An 18061-nucleotide genomic window follows, 5' to 3' on the forward strand; every position below is an offset into this window, starting at 1 on the left:
CCCGCCCGGTCCTGTCCGGCCGGCCTCAGAACCCGAGCCGGTGGAGCTGCTTGGGGTCGCGCTGCCAGTCCTTGGCGACCTTGACGTGCAGGTCGAGGAAGACCCTGGTCCCGAGGAGCGCCTCGATGCCGTGCCGGGCGCGCGTGCCGACCTCGCGCAGCCGCGAGCCGCCCCGCCCGATGACGATCGCCTTCTGCGAGTCGCGCTCGACGAAGAGGTTGACCCGCACGTCGAGCAGGGGCGGGCGGCCGGTGGCCTCGTCACCGCTGCCCTCGCGGGGCACGATCTCCTCGACCTGGACGGCGAGGGAGTGCGGGAGCTCGTCGCGCACGCCCTCGAGCGCGGCCTCGCGCACGAGCTCCGCGACCATCACCGCCTCGGGCTCGTCCGTGAGCTCCCCGCCCGGGTAGAGCTCCGGCCCCTCGGGCAGGTGGGAGACGAGGACGTCGGTGAGGACGTCGACCTGGTAGCCGTCCTGCGCCGAGACCGGCACGATGTCCGCCCAGCCGCCCGCGGTCTCTCCCAGCCGGTCCACGGCGAGCAGGTGCGCGGCGAGCGTGCCGCGGTCCACGAGGTCGGCCTTCGTCACGACGGCGACCACGGGCGTGCCCCGGCGCCCGCGCATGAGCTCGGCGAGCTCGTTCGCGATGAACCGGTCGCCCGGCCCGATCTTCTGGTCCGCCGGCAGGCAGAACGCGATGACGTCGACCTCGGTCAGCGTCTCGCGCACGAGATCGTTGAGGCGTTCGCCGAGCAGCGTGCGGGGCCGGTGCAGGCCCGGGGTGTCGACGAGCACGAGCTGCGCGTCGGGCCGGTGCACGATCCCACGGATCGTGTGCCGGGTGGTCTGCGGCCGCCCGGAGGTGATGGCGACCTTCTGGCCCACGAGGGCGTTGGTCAGGGTCGACTTGCCGGCGTTGGGCCGCCCGACCAGGCAGGCGAATCCGGAGCGGTGCTCAGGGGTGGTCGTGCTCACGGGGTGTCCTTCACGGTCGGGAGGGAGGGTCGGGTGTCTGCCGGGGTCTCCGGCTCGAGGGGCGCCTCACGCGGCGCCTCGGGCGGTGCGGCGGCGTGGGAGACGAGGACGGTCGCGAGCTGCTTGCGTCGCCCCTCGACCCGGTCCGCCTCGAGCCGCAGGCCGTGGACGTCGGCCACGGAGCCGGGCAGCGGGACCTTGCCGAGGGTCTTGGCGAGCAGGCCGCCGACGGTGTCCACGTCGTCGTCGTCCAGGTCGAGCCCGAAGAGCTCGCCCAGCTCGTCGACGCCCAGCCGCGCGGGGACGCGCAGCACGCCCTCGCCGAGGTCCTCGACCTCGGGCTCGGGCCGGTCGTGCTCGTCGGTCAGCTCGCCGACGATCTCCTCGAGCGCGTCCTCGATGGTCACGAGCCCGGCGATGCCGCCGTACTCGTCGACGACCATCGCGATGTGCGAGGACGACGCCTGCATCTCGCGCAGCAGGTCGTCCACGGGCTTGGACTCGGGCACGAAGATCGCGGCGCGCGCGACGTCGCCCACGGGTCGCGCGTCCGTACCCGGGCCACCCTGGAGGACGCGCACGACGTCCTTGAAGTAGGCGACGCCGACGAGGTCGTCCGCGGACGTCCCCGTCACGGGGATGCGAGAGAACCCGGAGCGCAGGAACAGCGACAGCGTCTTGCGCAGCGGCGTGTCCCGCGAGGTCGTGACCATGTCCGTGCGCGGGACCATGACCTCGCGCGTGAGCGTGCTCCCGAGCTCGAACACCGAGCGGATGAGCTCGCGCTCCTCGTCCTCGATGACCTCGGACTCGTTGACCCGGTCCACCATGTCCTGGAGCTCGCGCTCGTGCGCCCCGGAGTCGGGCGCGGGCGCGAGGCGCGTGAGCCAGCGGGTCGCGGCGACGATCCCCGTCAGGAGGCCCGAGAGGGCGAGCAGGACGCGGACGGCGTGCCGGCGACCGAGCGACCGCGGGCTGACGCGCACGACGAGGAGCCCGACGACGACGCTCACGGCGAGCGCGACGAGCAGGACCTGCCACCACGGCTCGAGCCACGCGGCGACGAGCAGCGTGAGGCACGTGATCGCGGCGACCTCGGCGACGACGCGCACGAAGCCGACGGAGCGGGCCGTCGCGGCCGGGTCCGCGAGCAGTACGAGCGCGCGACGCCCCGAGGGACGCGGCGGCGTCGTCAGGTCGTCGCCGAGCGCGGCCTCGCTCACCGCCGCGCGCGTCACGCGCAGCACCGCCGCCTCGCCGGCGCTCAGCGCCGCGGCGAGCACGACCGTGAGGACGGTCAGGACCGCCAGGAGCGCGACGGGTTCGCCGCTCACCGGCCGGCGAGGAAGGTCAGGAGCAGCTTGCGCTGGAGCGCGAACATCTCCTTCTCCTCCTCCGGCTCGGCGTGGTCGTAGCCGAGCAGGTGCAGGATGCCGTGCGTCGTGAGCAGCAGCATCTCCTCCGCCGTCGAGTGCCCGGCGGTGACCGCCTGCTGCGCGGCGACCTCCGGGCACAGCACGACGTCGCCGAGCTGGCCGGGGCCGGACGTCTCGCCGTCGCGGCCCGGCCGCAGCTCGTCCATGGGGAAGGAGAGCACGTCCGTCGGGCCGGGCTCGTCCATCCAGCGCACGTGCAGCTCGGTCATGACGTCGGTGTCGACGAAGAGGATCGACAGCTCGCTCTGCGGGTGCACGCGCATCGCGTCGAGCACGTAACGCGCGAGCGCCGCGAACTCGGCCTCGTCGACCTCGGTCTCGGTCTCGTTGTTGACCTCGATGCTCACGCGTCGTCCCTCGTCCGTCGGTCCCTGCCCGCGGGGCGTCCGCGGCGCTCGTCGTCGCGGCGGCGCGGTCCGCCGCCCGTCCCCTGTCGCACCCCGGCGCCGGTCCCGGACGCGAGGTCCCACCGCGCATACGCGTCGATGATCTCGCTCACCAGCCGGTGGCGCACCACGTCGGACGACGTGAGGCGGCAGAACTCGACGTCGTCCACGCCCGTGAGGACGTCCTCGATCACGCGCAGCCCGGACTGGGTGCCGCCCGGCAGGTCGACCTGCGTCGCGTCGCCCGTGATGACCATGCGCGACCCGAACCCGAGGCGCGTGAGGAACATCTTCATCTGCTCGGTCGTCGTGTTCTGCGCCTCGTCGAGGATGATGAACGAGTCGTTGAGGCTGCGGCCGCGCATGAAGGCCAGCGGCGCGACCTCGATCGTGCCCGCCTCGATGAGCTTGGGGATCGAGTCGGGGTCGATCATGTCGTGCAGCGCGTCGTACAGCGGGCGCAGGTAGGGGTCGATCTTCTCCGTGAGCGAGCCGGGCAGGAACCCGAGCCGCTCCCCCGCCTCGACGGCCGGGCGCGTGAGGATGATCCGGTTGACCTGCTTGGACTGGAGCGCCTGCACGGCCTTGGCCATCGCGAGGTACGTCTTGCCGGTGCCCGCGGGGCCGATGCCGAACGTGATCGTGTTGGCGTCGATCGCCTCGACGTAGCGCTTCTGCCCGACGGTCTTGGGCCGGATCGTGCGCCCGCGGCTCGACAGGATGTTGAGCGTCAGCACCTCGGCCGGGCGGGACGCCGTCGCCGCCGTGAGCATCGCGATGGAGCGCGAGACGACGTCGGCGGTGAGCTGCGTGCCGGCCTCGACGACCTCGACGAGCTCGTCGAGCAGGCGCGAGGCGAGCGCGACGTCCCCCGGAGGGCCGGAGACGGCGATCTCGTTGCCACGCACGTGGACGTCGACCGAGCCGAACCCCTCCTCGACGGCGCGGAGCACGGAGTCGCGGCTGCCGAGGAGCGCCACCATCGGCACGTGGTTCGGGATGACGATGCGGTGCTCGACCCGGTGCGGCTGGGGGTCGGGTTCTCGGGACGGAGAGGTCATGAGCCGGCTTGCGCCGCTGCGCTCCTTCGGTCGGACGGTAGGGCCGGGGCCGCCAGGGCCCCGCAGATCGCCTCCATCGTACCGAGCGTGCCCGGGCCCCACACGTCCTTTCGCGCAGGGCTCAGGCGGGCGTCCACCCGAGCTCGGCGCCGGCGATGACGTGCCCGTGCACGTGGAACACGCTCTGCCCGGCGCGCGGGCCGGAGTTGAAGATCAGGCGGAACTGGCCGTCGGCCTGGTCGCCCGCGACCTCGTCGGCGAGCGCGACGACGTCGCTCAGCAGCTCCGGGTCGGCAGCCGCGAGCTGGGCGATGTCTCCGTGGTGGTCGCGCGGCACGACGAGCACGTGCACGGGGGCCTGGGGGTCGATGTCCCGGAAGGCGATCGAGCGCTCGCTCGTCGCCACGACGTCGGCGGGGAGCTCGCCCGCGACGATGCGGCAGAAGAGGCAGTCCGGGTCCGTGCGCGCGTCGGTGCTCGTCATGACCCCGAGGCTAGTCCAGGGCCGGCCGCCACGCCCCAGCGGCCGAGGCGCTCGGCGAGCAGCGCGACGGCGACGGGCCCGGCGGTCGACGTGCGCAGCACGTGCGGCCCCAGCCGGGCCGCGACCGCGCCGGCGGCCGTGAGGTCGGCGACCTCACGGTCGGAGATCCCACCCTCGGGACCGACGACGACCAGCACCTCGGGCGCCGGCCCGCCGTCCGCGGTCGCGCCGTCGGGCAGCGCGACGTCGGCGAGCGGCATCGCCGCCTCCTCGTGCAGCACGATCGCGCACCCGCCGCGCGCGACGACGTCGGCCGCCCGGGCGGCGAGGCCGCGCGAGTCGAGGGCCACCTCCACGTGCGGCAGGCGCGCGCGCCGCGCCTGCTTGGTCGCGGTGCGGACGGTCGCGAGCCAGCGCGCGCGGGACTTCGCGGCGCGCTCGCCCCGCCACACGACGACGGAGCGCTCCGCCTGCCACGGGACCACGACGTCGACCCCGATCTCGGTGGCCGCCTCGATCGCCATCTCGTCGCGGTCGCCCTTGGCCAGGGCCTGGACGAGCGTCACGACGACGGCGGGTGCGGGCTCGCGGTCGACCTCCTGGACGAGCAGGGTCACGCGGCCCGCGTCGGCGTGCTCGACGACGCACCGCAGGCGCAGCCCGTCACCGTCCACGACGTCGACCCGCTCACCCGTCCCGCGGCGCTGGACGACGCCTGCGTGGCGCCCCTCCGCCCCGTCGAGGACGTAGCGGTCGCCGGGCGCGACGGCGTCGAGCCCGGTCTCGGCGAGGAACACCGGAGCACTCACGCGCCCGCCCCTCTCAGCGCCCGGAGAGCTTGTCGCGCAGGCGCGAGAACACGCCCGGGTGCGCGGCGGACAGGCGCGGCTCGGGCCGCTCCTCGCCGCGCAGCGTCGCGAGCGTGCGCAGGAGCTGCTCCTGCTCCTCGTCGAGCTCGCGCGGCACCTGGACCTCGATGTGCACGTTGAGGTCGCCACGGCCGCTGCCGTGCAGGTGCCCGACGCCCAGGTTCTTGAGCGTGACGATCTGGCCCGGCTGCGTGCCCGGGCGGAGGTCGATCTCCTGCGCGCCGTCGAGCGTCTCGAGCTCGAGGACCGTGCCGAGCGCGGCGGCGGTCATGGGTACCTGGAGCGTGCAGTGCAGGTCGTCACCGCGGCGCACGAACGTGTCGTGGTTGCGCTCGCGGATCTCGACGTAGAGGTCGCCCGCGGGGCCGCCGGCCGGGCCGACCTCGCCCTGCGCGGTGAGCTTGATGCGCGTGCCGGTGTCGACGCCCGCGGGGACGTTGACCGTGATGCTCCGGCGGCTGCGCACGCGACCCTCGCCGGAGCACTCGGCGCACGGCTCGGGGATGACGGTGCCGAAGCCCTGGCACGCGGCGCACGGGGCGCTCGTCATGACCTGGCCGAGGAACGAGCGTGCCACGCGCTGGACCGTGCCGCGCCCGTGGCAGACCTCGCACGTGCGCGGCGAGGTGCCCGGACGACAGCACGAGCCGCCGCACGTCCCGCACACGACCGCCGTGTCGACCTGGAGCTCGCGCTGCGCGCCGAACGTCGCCTCGGACAGGTCGATGTCGAGCCGCACGAGCGCGTCCTGGCCGCGCCGTGCGCGCGGGATGGGGCCCTGCTGCGCCTGCCCGCCGCCGAAGAACGTCTCGAAGATGTCCTGGAAGCCGAAGCCGCCGCCCATGGGGCCGCTGCCGCCGCCGGGCGCGCTCGGGTCGACGCCGAGGTCGTACTGCTGGCGCTTCTCGGGGTTGGAGAGCACCTCGTACGCACGCGCGACGTCCTTGAAGCGGTCGCCCGCCTCCTCGCCCGCGACGTCCGGGTGCAGCTCGCGCGCGAGCCTGCGGTACGCCTTCTTGATCTGGTCCTGGCTGGCGTCGCGCGCCACGCCCAGGATCTCGTAGTAGTCGCTCACACGTCACTCTCTGCTGGTGCGGGTCGTGAGGCCGGCACGGGGCCGGTCGTGAAGGGTCTGGTGAGGGTCGTGAGACCGGCACCGGGCCGGTCGTCGAGGGTGCCTGCCGCGTGCGGGGAGGCCGCGGCGGGGCTCACGTGCCGAGCACCCGTGACAGGTAGCGCGCGACGGCGCGCACCGCCGCGATGGTCCCGGGGTAGTCCATGCGGGTCGGCCCGATCGAGCCGACGAGGGCGACCGTGTCACCGTCGTTACCGTAGCCGGTCGTCACGACGGAGGTCTCGACGAGGCCCTCGAGCTGGGTCTCGTGCCCGATCCGCACGCTCACGCCGGACTCCGCGGCCATCTCCGTGAGCAGGCCGAGGAGGACCACCTGCTCCTCGAGCGCCTCGAGGACCGGGCGCAGCGCGTGCTCGAACCGCATGCCCGCGCGGGCGAGGTTCGCCGTGCCCGCGAGCACGAGGCGCTCCTCGCTCTCCTCCGCGAGCGTCTGGGCGACGAGGTCGCCCACGGCGCGCACGAGCGGGGCGTCGTCGGGGTGGAAGCTCTCCGTCACGGCGGCGAGCCCCGGCGCGAGGTCGGCGAGGCGCTTGCCCGCCGCGGCGGCGTTGAGCCGCGCGCGGACCTCGACGAGCGTGCCCTCGTCGGGCACGCTCGCGACCTCGAGCGTGCGCTGCTCGACGCGCCCCGTGTCCGTGATGATCACGACGAGCAGGCGCGACTCCCCGACCGGCACGAGCTCGAGGTGACGCAACCCGGACCGGCTCAGGGACGGGTACTGCACGACCGCGACCTGACCCGTGAGCTGCGCGAGCAGGCGGCCGGCGCGGGCGATGACGTCGTCGAGGTCGACCCCTTCGGAGAGGAAGGTCTCGATCGCGCGCTTCTCCGGCCCCGACAGCGGCTTGACGCCCGAGAGGCGGTCGACGAAGAGGCGGTAGCCCTTGTCCGTCGGGATGCGGCCCGCGGAGGTGTGCGGCTGCGCGATGAACCCGGCGTCCTCGAGGGCCGCCATGTCGTTGCGGATCGTCGCGGGCGAGACGCCGAGGCTGTGCCGCTCGGTGAGCACGCGCGACCCCACGGGCTCGCGCGTGAGGACGTAGTCCTCGACGATGGCCCGCAGGACCTCGAGCCGGCGCTCCTCGCTCACGTCCACCTCCCGCGTGCCGCACCGTCGCCGCCCCGGGCGGGCGCGCGGGGCGTCGGCACTCTCGACCTCCGAGTGCCAATCCTACGCGTCCGCGCGGCCCGTCCCGCGGTCCTCCGCTCGTCGCGAACGCAGGTCCACGAGCCCGACGACGAGCGCGAGCGCGACGAGCACGATCGTCACGAGCAGCGCGCGCCCCGTCGCGTGCGCCGCCGTGTCGCCGCTCGCCAGCCCGCCGTAGTACACGGACAGCACGACCGAGATCCCGACCGCGGACCCGATGCGCTGGCCGAGCTGGAGCATGCTCCCCGCGACGCCCGCGCGCCTCACCGGGACCTCGGACAGCGTGAGGGTCTGGTTCGGCGCGATGACCGTGCCGCTGCCCGCCCCCGCGACCAGCAGCGCGCCCGCGAGCGCCGGCCCGACGGCTCCCGGGTCGTCCCCGAGCAGCCGCACGACGGCGTCGGCCGCGACCACCCCGACGAGGACGAGCAGCACGCCGCCCACGACGAGCTGACGGCCCCAGCGCGCGACCCACCGGCCCGAGAACCAGGCGGAGACCCCGGACGCGACCGCGAACGGCGTCCCGACGAGCCCCGCCTGGAGCGGCGTGTACCCGAGCTCGTCCTGGAGGTAGAGCGTGACGACGAGGAAGATGCCCGTGAAGCCCGCGAAGTAGGCGAGCCCGAGCAGCGCCCCGTTGCGGAACGACCCGAGCCCGACCACCTGCGGGTCGAGCACCGCCTCGCCCGTGCGGCGCTGGTAGCGCCGCTCCCAGGCGACGGCCGCGACCCCCGCCACGGCGGCCGCGGCCAGCCACCACCAGCGCGACGCGTCGTCGCCCTGTCCCGTGGTCGTGACGAACGGCATCATGACGCCGAGCGTCGCAGCGCCCAGGAGCGCCAGCCCGACGAGGTCGAGGCGGCGCGGGCCCCGCCCGGTCCGCGCGTCGGCGGGCGGTGGCCCGGGCACGAGCCGCCACGCGAACGGCAGCAGGACGGCGACGACCGGGAGGTTCACGAGGAACACCCAGCGCCAGCCGGCCGCGGAGCCGGCCGCCGCGATGATGAGGCCGCCGAGCAGCGGGCCGAGCGCCGTCGAGACGCCGATCGTCGCGCCGAACATGCCGAACGCCCGGCCGCGCTCGAACCCGGAGAACTGCTGCTGGATGAGCCCGACGACCTGCGGGTTGAGGATCCCCGCGCTCACGCCCTGGAGCAGCCGCGCGACGCCCAGCCACGTGTCGGTCGGCGCGAGCCCGCACGCGAGGCTCATGAGCGCGAAGCCCACCAGGCCCGCGATGAACAGGGAGCGCCGGGCGCCCGCGTCCCCGAGGCGGCCGGCGGGCACCAGGGCGAGCCCGAACGCGAGCGTGTAGCCCGCGACGACGAGCTGGAGCTCCGTGGGGCCCGCGTCGAGCGACGACTCGATCGACGGCAGGGCGACGTTGACGATCGAGACGTCGAGCGTCGTGACGAAGCCCACCGCGAGGCAGACGGGCAGCACGCGCCAGCGGTTCGGGTCCGGTTCGGCGCGCTGCGGGCTCACCGCTCCGTGGTACCACCCCGGCCCGGCACCGCGCGCGCCGGGAGCCGCACCCGGGGCCGGGTGCCGAGACGGGCCCGAGCGTCCGAGACCGGCCCTCGGAAGGTCGATGTCGCGACGCACGGCCCGATCTCGGCGGGGCGCGTCCGGCGCTGACCTAGGGTGACGGCGTGTCCTTCGACCGATACGGCTCCGACGTCCTCGGCGGCACGCCCGCCCCCGCCCACCACCGCGCACGACCGGTGTCCCGACCGCAGCCCGCCGAGCGCGGGCTCGTGGTCGAGGAGGTGCAGACCGGGTGGGTCGGCGCCGTCGTCCGCGTCGAGAAGTCGGGCGGCATGCACGTCGTCGTGCTCGAGGACCGCGCGCGCCGCACGCGGACGTTCCCGCTCGGGCCCGGGTTCTGGGTCGACGGCGAGCCGGTCGAGCTCACCGCGCCCGTCACCTCCCGCGCTCCCGCGGCCCCCGCGCGCACCGCGTCCGGCTCGCGGGCCGTCGTCGGGCAGCGGGCGCGCGTGGCCCGCGGCAGCCGCATCTGGGTCGAGGGCAAGCACGACGCCGAGCTCGTCGAGAAGGTGTGGGGCGACGACCTGCGCGTCGAGGGCGTCGTCGTCGAGCCGCTCCACGGCGTCGACGACCTCGCGGCGGCGCTCGCGGACTTCGGACCGACGCCGCAGCGCCGGGTGGGCGTGCTCGTGGACCACCTCGTCCCCGGGAGCAAGGAGCGGCGGATCGCCGACGAGGCCCTTCGCCGCTCCCCCGCGGGCACCGTGCTCGTGCTCGGGCACCCGTACGTCGACGTGTGGCAGGCGGTGAAGCCCGCGCGCGTCGGACTCGAGCGCTGGCCCGTGATCGAGCGGGGCACGGAGTGGAAGCGCGGCATCCTGCGCGAGCTGGGCTGGCCGGCGGAGTCCGCCGAGGACGTCGGCCGCGCGTGGCAGCGCATCCTCGGCACCGTCCGCACGTACGCGGACCTCGAGCCGTCCCTGCTCGGCCGCGTCGAGGAGCTCATCGACTTCGTCACCGCGCCCTGACCCCGCTCCGGGGTCCGGACGCGCCGCGCCCCGGCACCGACGAGCGGCACCGGGGCGCGGTGGACGGGCGACGACGACCGGCCGTCAGGCGGCCGGCACGCCCCCGGTGAGGCGGCGGTAGGCGAAGCCCACGGCCACGTAGCTCAGCGGGATCGTGACGAACAGTCCGAGGCCGCACGGGATCGCGCCGAGGATGTTGATGCCGAAGAGCGCGAGAAGCAGCAGGAACACCTGGCCGAAGTTCTTGGCCACGAGCGAGAAGCTCGTCCGGATCGCCGTGATCGCGTCGACGCCCTGATCGAGCGCGACGTAGTAGACGAACGCCGAGAAGAGCAGCACCGCGAAGCCCGGCAGGATGCACAGCACGAAGCCGATGCCCGTCAGGATGCCGACGATCAGCGCCGCGAGCAGCACGTTGACGACGTTGCCGATGCGGAAGAACGCCGCGACGTCCGGGCGGCGCCCGTCTACCTCGTCGAGCGCGCCGCGCGTGAAGAACGCGGTGATGAGGTAGCCGATGACGGTGCCGACGATCCCGAGCAGGATGCTCGTGAACGTGATGCCGCTGACGGCGGCGAAGTTGGTGTCCGTGTAGTCGAACTGGTCCTGGAACTGGTCGAACCCGCCCGTGATCCAGCTCCAGGCCACGTTGACGGCGATGAAGATGAGCGCGACGAGGATCCACGGCCCGAGGTTCGAGGTGACCTTGCGCCAGCCGTAGGAGATCGCCTCACCCACCGCGAAGGCGGGTCCCGTGTACCCGGGCTGGGCGCCGTAGCCGCCGGCCCCCTGGGGAAAGGAGCCCGGCGGCGGCGGGTAGGCGCCGGACGGGGGCGGGTAGGCGCCCGGCGGCGGGGCGGTCGGTCCCGGGGCCGTCGGGTCGCCCGGCGCGCCCGCGGGTGCGCCGTACGCTCCGGGTGCGCCGTACGCGGGCGGGCCCGACGGCGGTGCGGCCGGGTCCTGCGGCGCACCCCAGGCCGGCGGGCCCGACGGCGGCGCAGCGGGATCCTGCGGCGTCGCCCCGCCCGGACCGTAGGGCGAGGTCGGCGGAGCGTCGGGGGTCGCGGGTGGTGGGCCTGCGGGCTGGTCCGGGGCGGGACCGGCCGGCGGTTCTGCGGGCTGCTGCGGGGTGCCGGAACCGTCCGTCGGCGTCGGCTCGTCGTCGCGGGGCGGCTGACCGCCCGGGTTCGTGGGGTCCGTCATGGTGCACCTCGTTCCTCGTCGTCACGTGCTGCGGGCAGCACGCGTCCTCGACGTGCTCGGTCCTATCCTGGCTGCTCAGAGGCCTGTGCGCGCGGCGAGCACCGCGCCACCTCGGGTCAGGCCGGCTGCTCGCCGTTGAGGCGGCGGTACACGTACGCCGTCGCGATCTGGGCGACCGGCAGCGCGACGAGCAGGCCCACGTAGCACAGGAGCGTCCCGACGAGCTGCGCGAGGTACACGCCGAGGAACAGCAGCACGACGGTGCCGAGGTTCCTGCTCACGACGGTGAAGCTCGCCTTGAACGCGTCGAAGACGCCGAGCTTCTTGTCGATGACGTAGAACAGCGTGAACTGGGCGAAGAAGACGAACACGATCGGTCCCACGATCGTGATGGCCAGCACGCCCGTCGCGAGCCCGATGAGCAGGGCGGCGAGGATCACGGTGCCGAGGTTCGGGTACCGGAAGAAGTCCGCGTACTCGAGCTTCTTGCCCCGGGTGACCAGGAGCGACACGTTGACCACCGCGGCCTGGACGAGGAACCCGAGCACGACGAGGACCGCGACGAACAGGAACGTGCCGAACCCGAACGCGAACCCCCCCGCCGTGCTGACCTCGCCCGTGACCGGGTCGACGGTCGTCTGCGCCGTCCCGACGAGGATCGCCCAGAACGCGATCGACAGCCCGGCGAGCACGGCGACGTACGTGAGGACGCCGCCGAGGATGACCCCGACGTTCTGCGTGAACGTGTTCCAGCCGTAGGAGAAGGCGTCCTGGACCTGGACCGTCTGCCCCGGGTAGCCCGGCTGCCCGTACGGCGCGGCCGGCGGCGGGTAGCCGGGCTGCCCGCCGTACGGCGGCTGCCCCGGCGGCTGCTGGCCGTACGGCTGTGCGGGCGGCGGCCCGGCCGGAGGCGGGTATGCACCCGCGGGGGGAGCGCCGTAGGGCGAGGCCGCGGGCGGTGACGCGGGCGGCGTCTGCGGGGCAGGCGGGCCCTGGGGTGCGGGAGGTGCGTGCGGCGCCGGCGGCTCCTGCGCGGCGGGCTCCTGGGACGGGGCAGGCGGCTCGGCCGCCGCGTACGGGTTCTCGGGCGCCGGGGCGTCCGACGGGAGCTGCGGCTCGTTCTCGTCGGGCCGCGGGCCGCCTGCGGTGCTCTCGCTCATGGGTCTCCTCGGACGGTCGACGGGCTGCGGTGGAGCCGCCGCCACGCACCGGATGTGGACGTCGTGTGTCGGTCGCACATTTCGCTGTCGCCGTACAGCCTGTCGGGATTCCGTCGCCGGCGCTAGAGGAAACGCCGGGCGGGACGGCCGCGGCGGTTGAAAGTCACCCGGCGCCTCGGCACGGGCGTGACCGCGGGCCGTGCCGCAGGGTCAGCTCGTCGCGGAACCCAGCGCCGCCGCGCGGGTCAGGCCGTCGACGACGACCGCCGTGTACGTCGTCGCGCCGGCGTCCGTGGGGTGCACGCCGTCCGGGCCGAGCACGGACGGGTCCGCGGCCACCGCGGCCGACCAGTCCGCGACGACCACACCGGGGTGCCGGCCCGCGGCGGCGACGATCTCGGCGTTGGTGCCCGGGACCCACGGCCGGTCGGCGTAACCCGTGACCAGCACGACGCGGCGGTCCGGCCCGATCGCCGCGAGCAGCTCGTCCATCGCCGCGGCGCTCGCGGTGCTGTTCGTCCCGAGGGAGACGACGACGTAGGGCCGCAGGGCGCCCGCGTCCCGTGCGGCGGCGAGCGCCGCCGGCCCGTCCTTGACCTGGCGCGAGACCGCTCCGTCGACGTAGGCGCCCGGGAGCGCGGACAGGAGCGCGGGCGCGCTCGCGAGCGTCACCGAGTCGCCGACGACGGTGACCTGGTCGCCCGTCGGCGCGGCGACCGGCGCCGCCGGCGCCTCGTCGGTCCCGGGCTCGGGGTCCGGTGCGGGCGACGTGGCCGGGTCCGGCCCGGTCCCGTCTGCCGGTGCCCCTCCCTCGGGCGCGTCCGCCTCCGGAGCAGCCTCCGCCGGGGCGTCCGACGCGGCCTGCGTCGCCCGCGCGGCCTGCTCCCCCGCCGCGATCTGCTGCTCCACGCTCGTCGTGGAGGGTGCCGTGAGGACCCCGGCGGCGGAGAGGCCGACGACGAGCGCGCACGACGCCGCGAGCGCCCAGCCCCGGCGGGTGAGGACGCGCGGCCCGGCCTCGCCGGACGTCGGCTGGAGCCGGTGCGCGAGGTCACGCACCGCGCCGCGCAGCCCGCGCCGCAGGACGGGCCGCTCGACGTACCGGAAGGACAGCGCCGCCGCGACGACGGTCACGCCGAGCGTCACGACGACGACCACCGGGTGCACCGTGCCCGGCGGCACAGGCCCGACCACGGTCCCGAGCGAGGCCGCGGCGAGCACGAGCACGGGCCAGTGCCACAGGTAGAGCCCGTACGACCGCCGCCCGACCCAGCCGAGCGGGCCGCGGTCGAGCTGCGTGCCGAGGCCGGGCAGGCACACGACGGCGTTGAGCACCGCGGTCGCGGCGACGGCGCACACGAGCAGGCCGCCCCGGTAGGCGAGGGCGTCGTCCCAGCGCATCGTCGCGACCGCGACCCCGAGCACGACCGCGCCCCCCACCCCGGCCGCGAGGACCGCGAGCCGGCCGCGCGGCGTGCGCACGCGCGGCCCGCCCGGCAGGAGGGCGTGCGCGTCCGCCACGGACCGCGCGTCGCCGTCAGGCCGCCGGACGGGGCGCAGGTGCCAGAACGCGAGCGCCGCCCCGGCCATGAGCGCGAAGAGATGGGTGTCGGTGCCGACGTAGACGCGCGTCGGGTCGGTGCCGGGCACGTAGAGCAGCGCCATCAGGGCCGCGGACACCAGCCCCAGCCCGGCGACGATCCACGGCGCCCGGCGGCGCAGGGGCCGCACGACGCTCAGGAGCACGACGGCGAGCGGCCACAGGAGGTAGAACTGCTCCTCCACGGCGAGCGACCACAGGTTGCCGAAGAGGTGCGGGAGCAGGGCTCCCGAGTAGGTGGCGCCGCTCGCGACGTCGACCCAGTTGCTCGTGAAGGTCGCGGCGCCGAGGAGCTGAGGGCCGATGCCGACGAGGACGTCGCCGCCGACGACCGCCGCGGCCGCCGTGCACACCGCGACGACCAGCCCGAGCGCAGGCAGCAGGCGCCGGGCGCGTCGCGCCCAGAAGGAGCGCAGCCCCACGTGGTGCCGGTCGCGGTGCTCGCGCACGAGCAGCGTCGTGATGAGGAAGCCTGAGAGCACGAAGAAGACGTCGACCCCGACGTACCCGCCCGGGAAGGTGGCAGGGGCGAGGTGGAACGCCACCACGACCGCCACGGCGAGCGCCCGCAGGCCGTCGAGCCCCGGCATCCGGCGGTAGCGCACGGTCGGCCGGCCCGGCCGTCGGCCCGCGCCGGGGGCGCGCACGTGCCCGACGACGCGAGGCTCCTCGAGCGTCGAGCGACCGGCCCCCGCAGGGGTCGTCCCGGGTCGAGGTGCCTCGTGGGTCGTCGTCACTCGTCCGTGATCTCCCGTACCACCGTGTCCGCCAGCAACCGCCCCCGTAGGGTGAGCACTCCGCGACCGGCGACCGCCGCGCGGCCGTCGAGCAGCCCGTTCGCGACGAGCCCGGCGACGGCGCGCCGTCCGGCCGGGGACAGGACCGCGAGGTCGAGACCCTCGTGCAGCCGCACGCCGAGCATGGCCTGCTCGAGCCGGCCCTCGTCCCGCGTGAGGAGCTCACGTCCTGCGGCGGGGCTCGTGCCCGCCTCGAGCAGCGCCGCGTAGCGGCGCGGGTGCTTCACGTTCCACCATCGCACGCCGACCCGCGCGTCCCGGGCCGACGCGCCCGTGTCGTCGGTCACGGTCGCCCGGTCCGTCGTCGGACCGGCCGTCGCGTGCGCGGGGGCGACCGTCGGCGCGGCGACGTACGAGTGCGCACCGGGCCCGATCCCCCACCAGTCGTCGCCCCGCCAGTACGCGAGGTTGTGGCGGCAGCGGTCGTCGTCGGTGCGGGCCCAGTTGCTCACCTCGTACCAGGTGAGCCCGGCGGCGGTGAGCAGCTCGTCGGCGAGCTCGTACTTCGTCGCCTGGTCGTCCTCGCTCGGCAGCGCCACCTCGCCGCGGCGCACCTGGGCGGCCATCTTGGTGCCCGCCTCGACCACGAGGGCGTAGGCCGAGACGTGGTCGACACCGGTCGCGAGCGCGGCGTCGAGGCTCGCCCGCCAGTCGTCGAGGCTCTCCCCCGGCGTGCCGTAGATGAGGTCGAGCGAGACCTGGAGGCCCGCGTCGCGCGCCCAGCGCACGACGTCGGGGATACGGCGCGGTTCGTGCGTGCGCTCGAGGGTCGCGAGCACGTGCGGGACGGCCGACTGCATGCCGAACGAGACGCGCGTGAACCCGGCCGCCGCGAGCTCCGCGAGAGACTCCGGCGTCACCGAGTCGGGGTTGGCCTCGGTCGTCACCTCGGCGTCGGGCGCGAGGCCCCACGCGTCGCGCACGCCGTGGAGCAGGCGTGCGAGGTCCCCCGCGGGCAGCAGCGTGGGCGTGCCGCCGCCGACGAAGACGGTCGACACCGGCCGCTCGGGCAGCCCGGCGTCGCGCAGGACGCGTGCCGCGAGGTCGATCTCGAGGAGCGCCGTGCTCGCGTACGACGCCTGGCTCGCGCCGCCGCCGAGCTCGGACGCGGTGTAGGTGTTGAAGTCGCAGTACCCGCACCGCACCGAGCAGAACGGGACGTGCAGGTAGACGCCGAACCCACGCGACGCCGTCGGGCCGGGCACCCCCGGGACGGACCCGCCCCCGCCCGCCGCGACCCACGCGGGGAGCGAGCCGTCGGGCGGGACCGGCTCGCCCTCGGGCAGCGCCGGGCTCACTTCTTCGACTTGTCCTTGGCGTCCTTGCCGCCCGCGGCGTCGGAGGAGAGCGCGGCGATGAAGGCGTCCTTCGGGACCTCGACGGACCCGATGTTCTTCATGCGCTTCTTGCCCTCCTTCTGCTTCTCGAGCAGCTTGCGCTTACGGCTGATGTCGCCGCCGTAGCACTTGGCGAGGACGTCCTTGCGCATCGCGCGCACGGTCTCGCGCGCGATGACGCGCGCCCCGACGGCCGCCTGGATCGGCACCTCGAACTGCTGGCGCGGGATGATCTCCTTGAGCTTGGCGGTCATCATCACGCCGTAGTCGTACGCCTTGTCCTTGTGCACGATCGCGCTGAACGCGTCGACCTGCTCGCCCTGGAGCAGGATGTCGACCTTGACGAGGTCCGCGACCTGGTCGCCCGAGGGCTCGTAGTCGAGCGACGCGTACCCGCGCGTGCGGGACTTGAGCTGGTCGAAGAAGTCGAACACGATCTCGGCGAGCGGGAGCGTGAAGCGCAGCTCCACGCGGTCCTCGGACAGGTAGTCCATGCCGAGCATCTGCCCGCGGCGGTCGTTGCACAGACCCATGACCGTGCCGACGAACTCGCTCGGCGCGAGGATGGTCGCCCGCACGACCGGCTCGCTGACCTGCTTGATCTTGCCGCCGGGGAACTCCGACGGGTTGGTCACCTTGATGACCGTGCCGTCCTCGAGCGTGACGTCGTAGACGACGTTCGGCGCGGTCGAGATGAGGTCGAGGTCGAACTCGCGCTCGAGCCGCTCGCGCACGATCTCCAGGTGCAGCAGGCCGAGGAACCCGACGCGGAAGCCGAAGCCGAGCGCGACCGACGTCTCGGGCTCGTAGTTGAGCGCGGCGTCGTTGAGCTTGAGCTTGTCCAGCGCGTCGCGCAGCACCGGGTAGTCGGTGCCGTCGATCGGGTACAGGCCCGAGAAGACCATCGGCTTGGGGTCGGAGTAGCCGCCGAGCGCCTCCGCCGCGGGCTTCGCGGAGTTCGTCACCGTGTCGCCGACCTTCGACTGACGCACGTCCTTCACGCCCGTGATGAGGTAGCCGACCTCCCCGACGCCGAGGCCCTTCGTGACGATGGGCTCGGGCGAGATGACGCCGATCTCGAGCAGCTCGTGCGTCGCGCGCGTCGACATCATGAGGATGCGCTCGCGCGGGTTGAGGTTGCCGTCGACGACGCGCACGTAGGTCACGACGCCGCGGTAGGTGTCGTAGACCGAGTCGAAGATCATGGCGCGCGCGGGGGCGTCCGCGTTCCCGACGGGGGCGGGCACCCGCTCGACGATGCGGTCGAGCAGCGCCTCGACGCCCGCGCCCGTCTTGCCGGAGACCTTGAGCACGTCGTCCGGGTCGCCGCCCACGAGGTTCGCGAGCTCCTCCGCGTACTTCTCGGGCTGCGCCGCCGGGAGGTCGATCTTGTTGAGCACGGGGATGATCTCGAGCTCGTTCTCCATCGCGAGGTACAGGTTCGCGAGGGTCTGCGCCTCGATCCCCTGCGCGGCGTCGACGAGCAGCACCGCGCCCTCGCACGCGGCGAGCGAGCGAGAGACCTCGTACGTGAAGTCAACGTGGCCCGGGGTGTCGATCATGTTGAGCGCGTGCGGGGTCTCGACCCCGTCCGCGACGACCGCCCACGGCATGCGGACGGCCTGCGACTTGATCGTGATGCCGCGCTCGCGCTCGATGTCCATGCGGTCGAGGTACTGGGCGCGCATGGCGCGCGGCTCGACGACACCGGTGAGCTGCAGCATGCGGTCGGCCAGGGTCGACTTGCCGTGGTCGATGTGCGCGATGATGCAGAAGTTCCGGATCAGCTCGGGCGGCGTGGCCGCGGGCTGGATGCGGGTGCTCAGCTGGGCGCTGGGGATCGGGGACAACGCGGGTGCGCTCCTGGGAGTGGCGTGCGGGTCGGGCCGCGCGCTCGGGGGCGGCGCGCCGACGGTCGCTCTCGGGCGGGCGGGAACGTCCATTGTCCCAC

At 74.5% G+C, this 18061-nt stretch carries 15 protein-coding genes; 1 reads left to right on the forward strand and 14 read right to left on the reverse strand.

Features of this window, described 5'->3' with window-relative positions; genetic code table 11:
- Positions 1–25: 25 nt before the first annotated feature.
- The 9 genes from era to AC6CH9_RS14305 all read right to left on the reverse strand — a co-directional run bounded on the left by era (position 26) and on the right by AC6CH9_RS14305 (position 8982).
- Entirely contained in the window at positions 26–976 is a 951-nt protein-coding gene (gene era / locus AC6CH9_RS14265; RefSeq protein ID WP_498155471.1) for a GTPase Era, read from the reverse strand.
- Positions 973–2310, reverse strand: coding sequence for a hemolysin family protein (locus AC6CH9_RS14270; RefSeq protein WP_498155472.1), 1338 nt, complete (start codon positions 2308–2310; stop codon positions 973–975). The genes era and AC6CH9_RS14270 overlap by 4 nt, the downstream gene beginning before the upstream one ends.
- Entirely contained in the window at positions 2307–2759 is a 453-nt protein-coding gene (gene ybeY / locus AC6CH9_RS14275; protein ID WP_389272341.1) for an rRNA maturation RNase YbeY, read from the reverse strand. Before ybeY ends, AC6CH9_RS14270 begins: the two co-directional genes overlap by 4 nt.
- The gene (locus tag AC6CH9_RS14280) at positions 2756–3859 is read right to left on the reverse strand and encodes a PhoH family protein (RefSeq protein ID WP_498155473.1); all 1104 of its coding nucleotides are present in this window, start codon (positions 3857–3859) and stop codon (positions 2756–2758) included. The genes ybeY and AC6CH9_RS14280 overlap by 4 nt, the downstream gene beginning before the upstream one ends.
- 121 nt (positions 3860–3980) lie before the next feature.
- Positions 3981–4343 carry an HIT domain-containing protein gene (locus AC6CH9_RS14285; protein ID WP_047232993.1) on the reverse strand — a complete coding sequence of 121 codons (363 nt, stop codon included), beginning with the start codon at positions 4341–4343 and terminating at the stop codon, positions 3981–3983.
- On the reverse strand, positions 4340–5152 hold the full coding sequence (locus AC6CH9_RS14290) for a 16S rRNA (uracil(1498)-N(3))-methyltransferase (RefSeq protein ID WP_498155474.1): 813 nt from the start codon (positions 5150–5152) through the stop codon (positions 4340–4342). The genes AC6CH9_RS14285 and AC6CH9_RS14290 overlap by 4 nt, the downstream gene beginning before the upstream one ends.
- 13 nt (positions 5153–5165) lie before the next feature.
- The gene (dnaJ, locus tag AC6CH9_RS14295; protein ID WP_498155475.1) at positions 5166–6287 is read right to left on the reverse strand and encodes a molecular chaperone DnaJ; all 1122 of its coding nucleotides are present in this window, start codon (positions 6285–6287) and stop codon (positions 5166–5168) included.
- 133 nt (positions 6288–6420) lie between these two features.
- Positions 6421–7437, reverse strand: a complete 1017-nt coding sequence (gene hrcA, locus AC6CH9_RS14300; RefSeq protein ID WP_498155476.1) for a heat-inducible transcriptional repressor HrcA — start codon at positions 7435–7437, stop codon at positions 6421–6423.
- A gap of 81 nt (positions 7438–7518) precedes the next feature.
- Entirely contained in the window at positions 7519–8982 is a 1464-nt protein-coding gene (locus AC6CH9_RS14305; RefSeq protein WP_498155477.1) for an MFS transporter, read from the reverse strand.
- A gap of 167 nt (positions 8983–9149) precedes the next feature.
- Here AC6CH9_RS14305 and AC6CH9_RS14310 point away from each other — a divergent pair, with 167 nt between their 5' ends.
- Complete coding sequence (locus AC6CH9_RS14310) at positions 9150–10013, forward strand: DUF3097 domain-containing protein (RefSeq protein WP_498155478.1); 864 nt, start codon at positions 9150–9152, stop codon at positions 10011–10013.
- Between the two features lie 84 nt (positions 10014–10097).
- Here AC6CH9_RS14310 and AC6CH9_RS14315 read toward each other — a convergent pair whose 3' ends face one another.
- The 5 genes from AC6CH9_RS14315 to lepA all read right to left on the reverse strand — a co-directional run bounded on the left by AC6CH9_RS14315 (position 10098) and on the right by lepA (position 17960).
- Positions 10098–11216 carry a hypothetical protein gene (locus AC6CH9_RS14315; protein WP_498155479.1) on the reverse strand — a complete coding sequence of 373 codons (1119 nt, stop codon included), beginning with the start codon at positions 11214–11216 and terminating at the stop codon, positions 10098–10100.
- Between the two features lie 116 nt (positions 11217–11332).
- Positions 11333–12376, reverse strand: a complete 1044-nt coding sequence (locus tag AC6CH9_RS14320) for a hypothetical protein (RefSeq protein ID WP_498155480.1) — start codon at positions 12374–12376, stop codon at positions 11333–11335.
- A gap of 210 nt (positions 12377–12586) precedes the next feature.
- The gene (locus AC6CH9_RS14325) at positions 12587–14713 is read right to left on the reverse strand and encodes an acyltransferase family protein (RefSeq protein ID WP_498155481.1); all 2127 of its coding nucleotides are present in this window, start codon (positions 14711–14713) and stop codon (positions 12587–12589) included.
- Positions 14710–16071, reverse strand: a complete 1362-nt coding sequence (gene hemW / locus AC6CH9_RS14330; protein WP_498155482.1) for a radical SAM family heme chaperone HemW — start codon at positions 16069–16071, stop codon at positions 14710–14712. The genes AC6CH9_RS14325 and hemW overlap by 4 nt, the downstream gene beginning before the upstream one ends.
- Positions 16068–17960: a translation elongation factor 4 gene (gene lepA / locus AC6CH9_RS14335; RefSeq protein WP_498155483.1), complete on the reverse strand. Its 1893-nt coding sequence runs from the start codon at positions 17958–17960 to the stop codon at positions 16068–16070. Before lepA ends, hemW begins: the two co-directional genes overlap by 4 nt.
- Positions 17961–18061: the final 101 nt, after the last annotated feature.

The sequence above is a fragment of the Cellulosimicrobium sp. GQ32 genome (assembly GCF_059758455.1).

Bases quoted from the DNA above. Each gene is read 5' to 3' on its own strand.
- AC6CH9_RS14280 (WP_498155473.1), bottom strand. From the start codon at position 3,859: ATGACCTCTCCGTCCCGAGAACCCGACCCCCAGCCGCACCGGGTCGAG.
- AC6CH9_RS14285 (WP_047232993.1), bottom strand. From the start codon at position 4,343: ATGACGAGCACCGACGCGCGCACGGACCCGGACTGCCTCTTCTGCCGC.
- AC6CH9_RS14315 (WP_498155479.1), bottom strand. From the start codon at position 11,216: ATGACGGACCCCACGAACCCGGGCGGTCAGCCGCCCCGCGACGACGAG.
- AC6CH9_RS14320 (WP_498155480.1), bottom strand. From the start codon at position 12,376: ATGAGCGAGAGCACCGCAGGCGGCCCGCGGCCCGACGAGAACGAGCCG.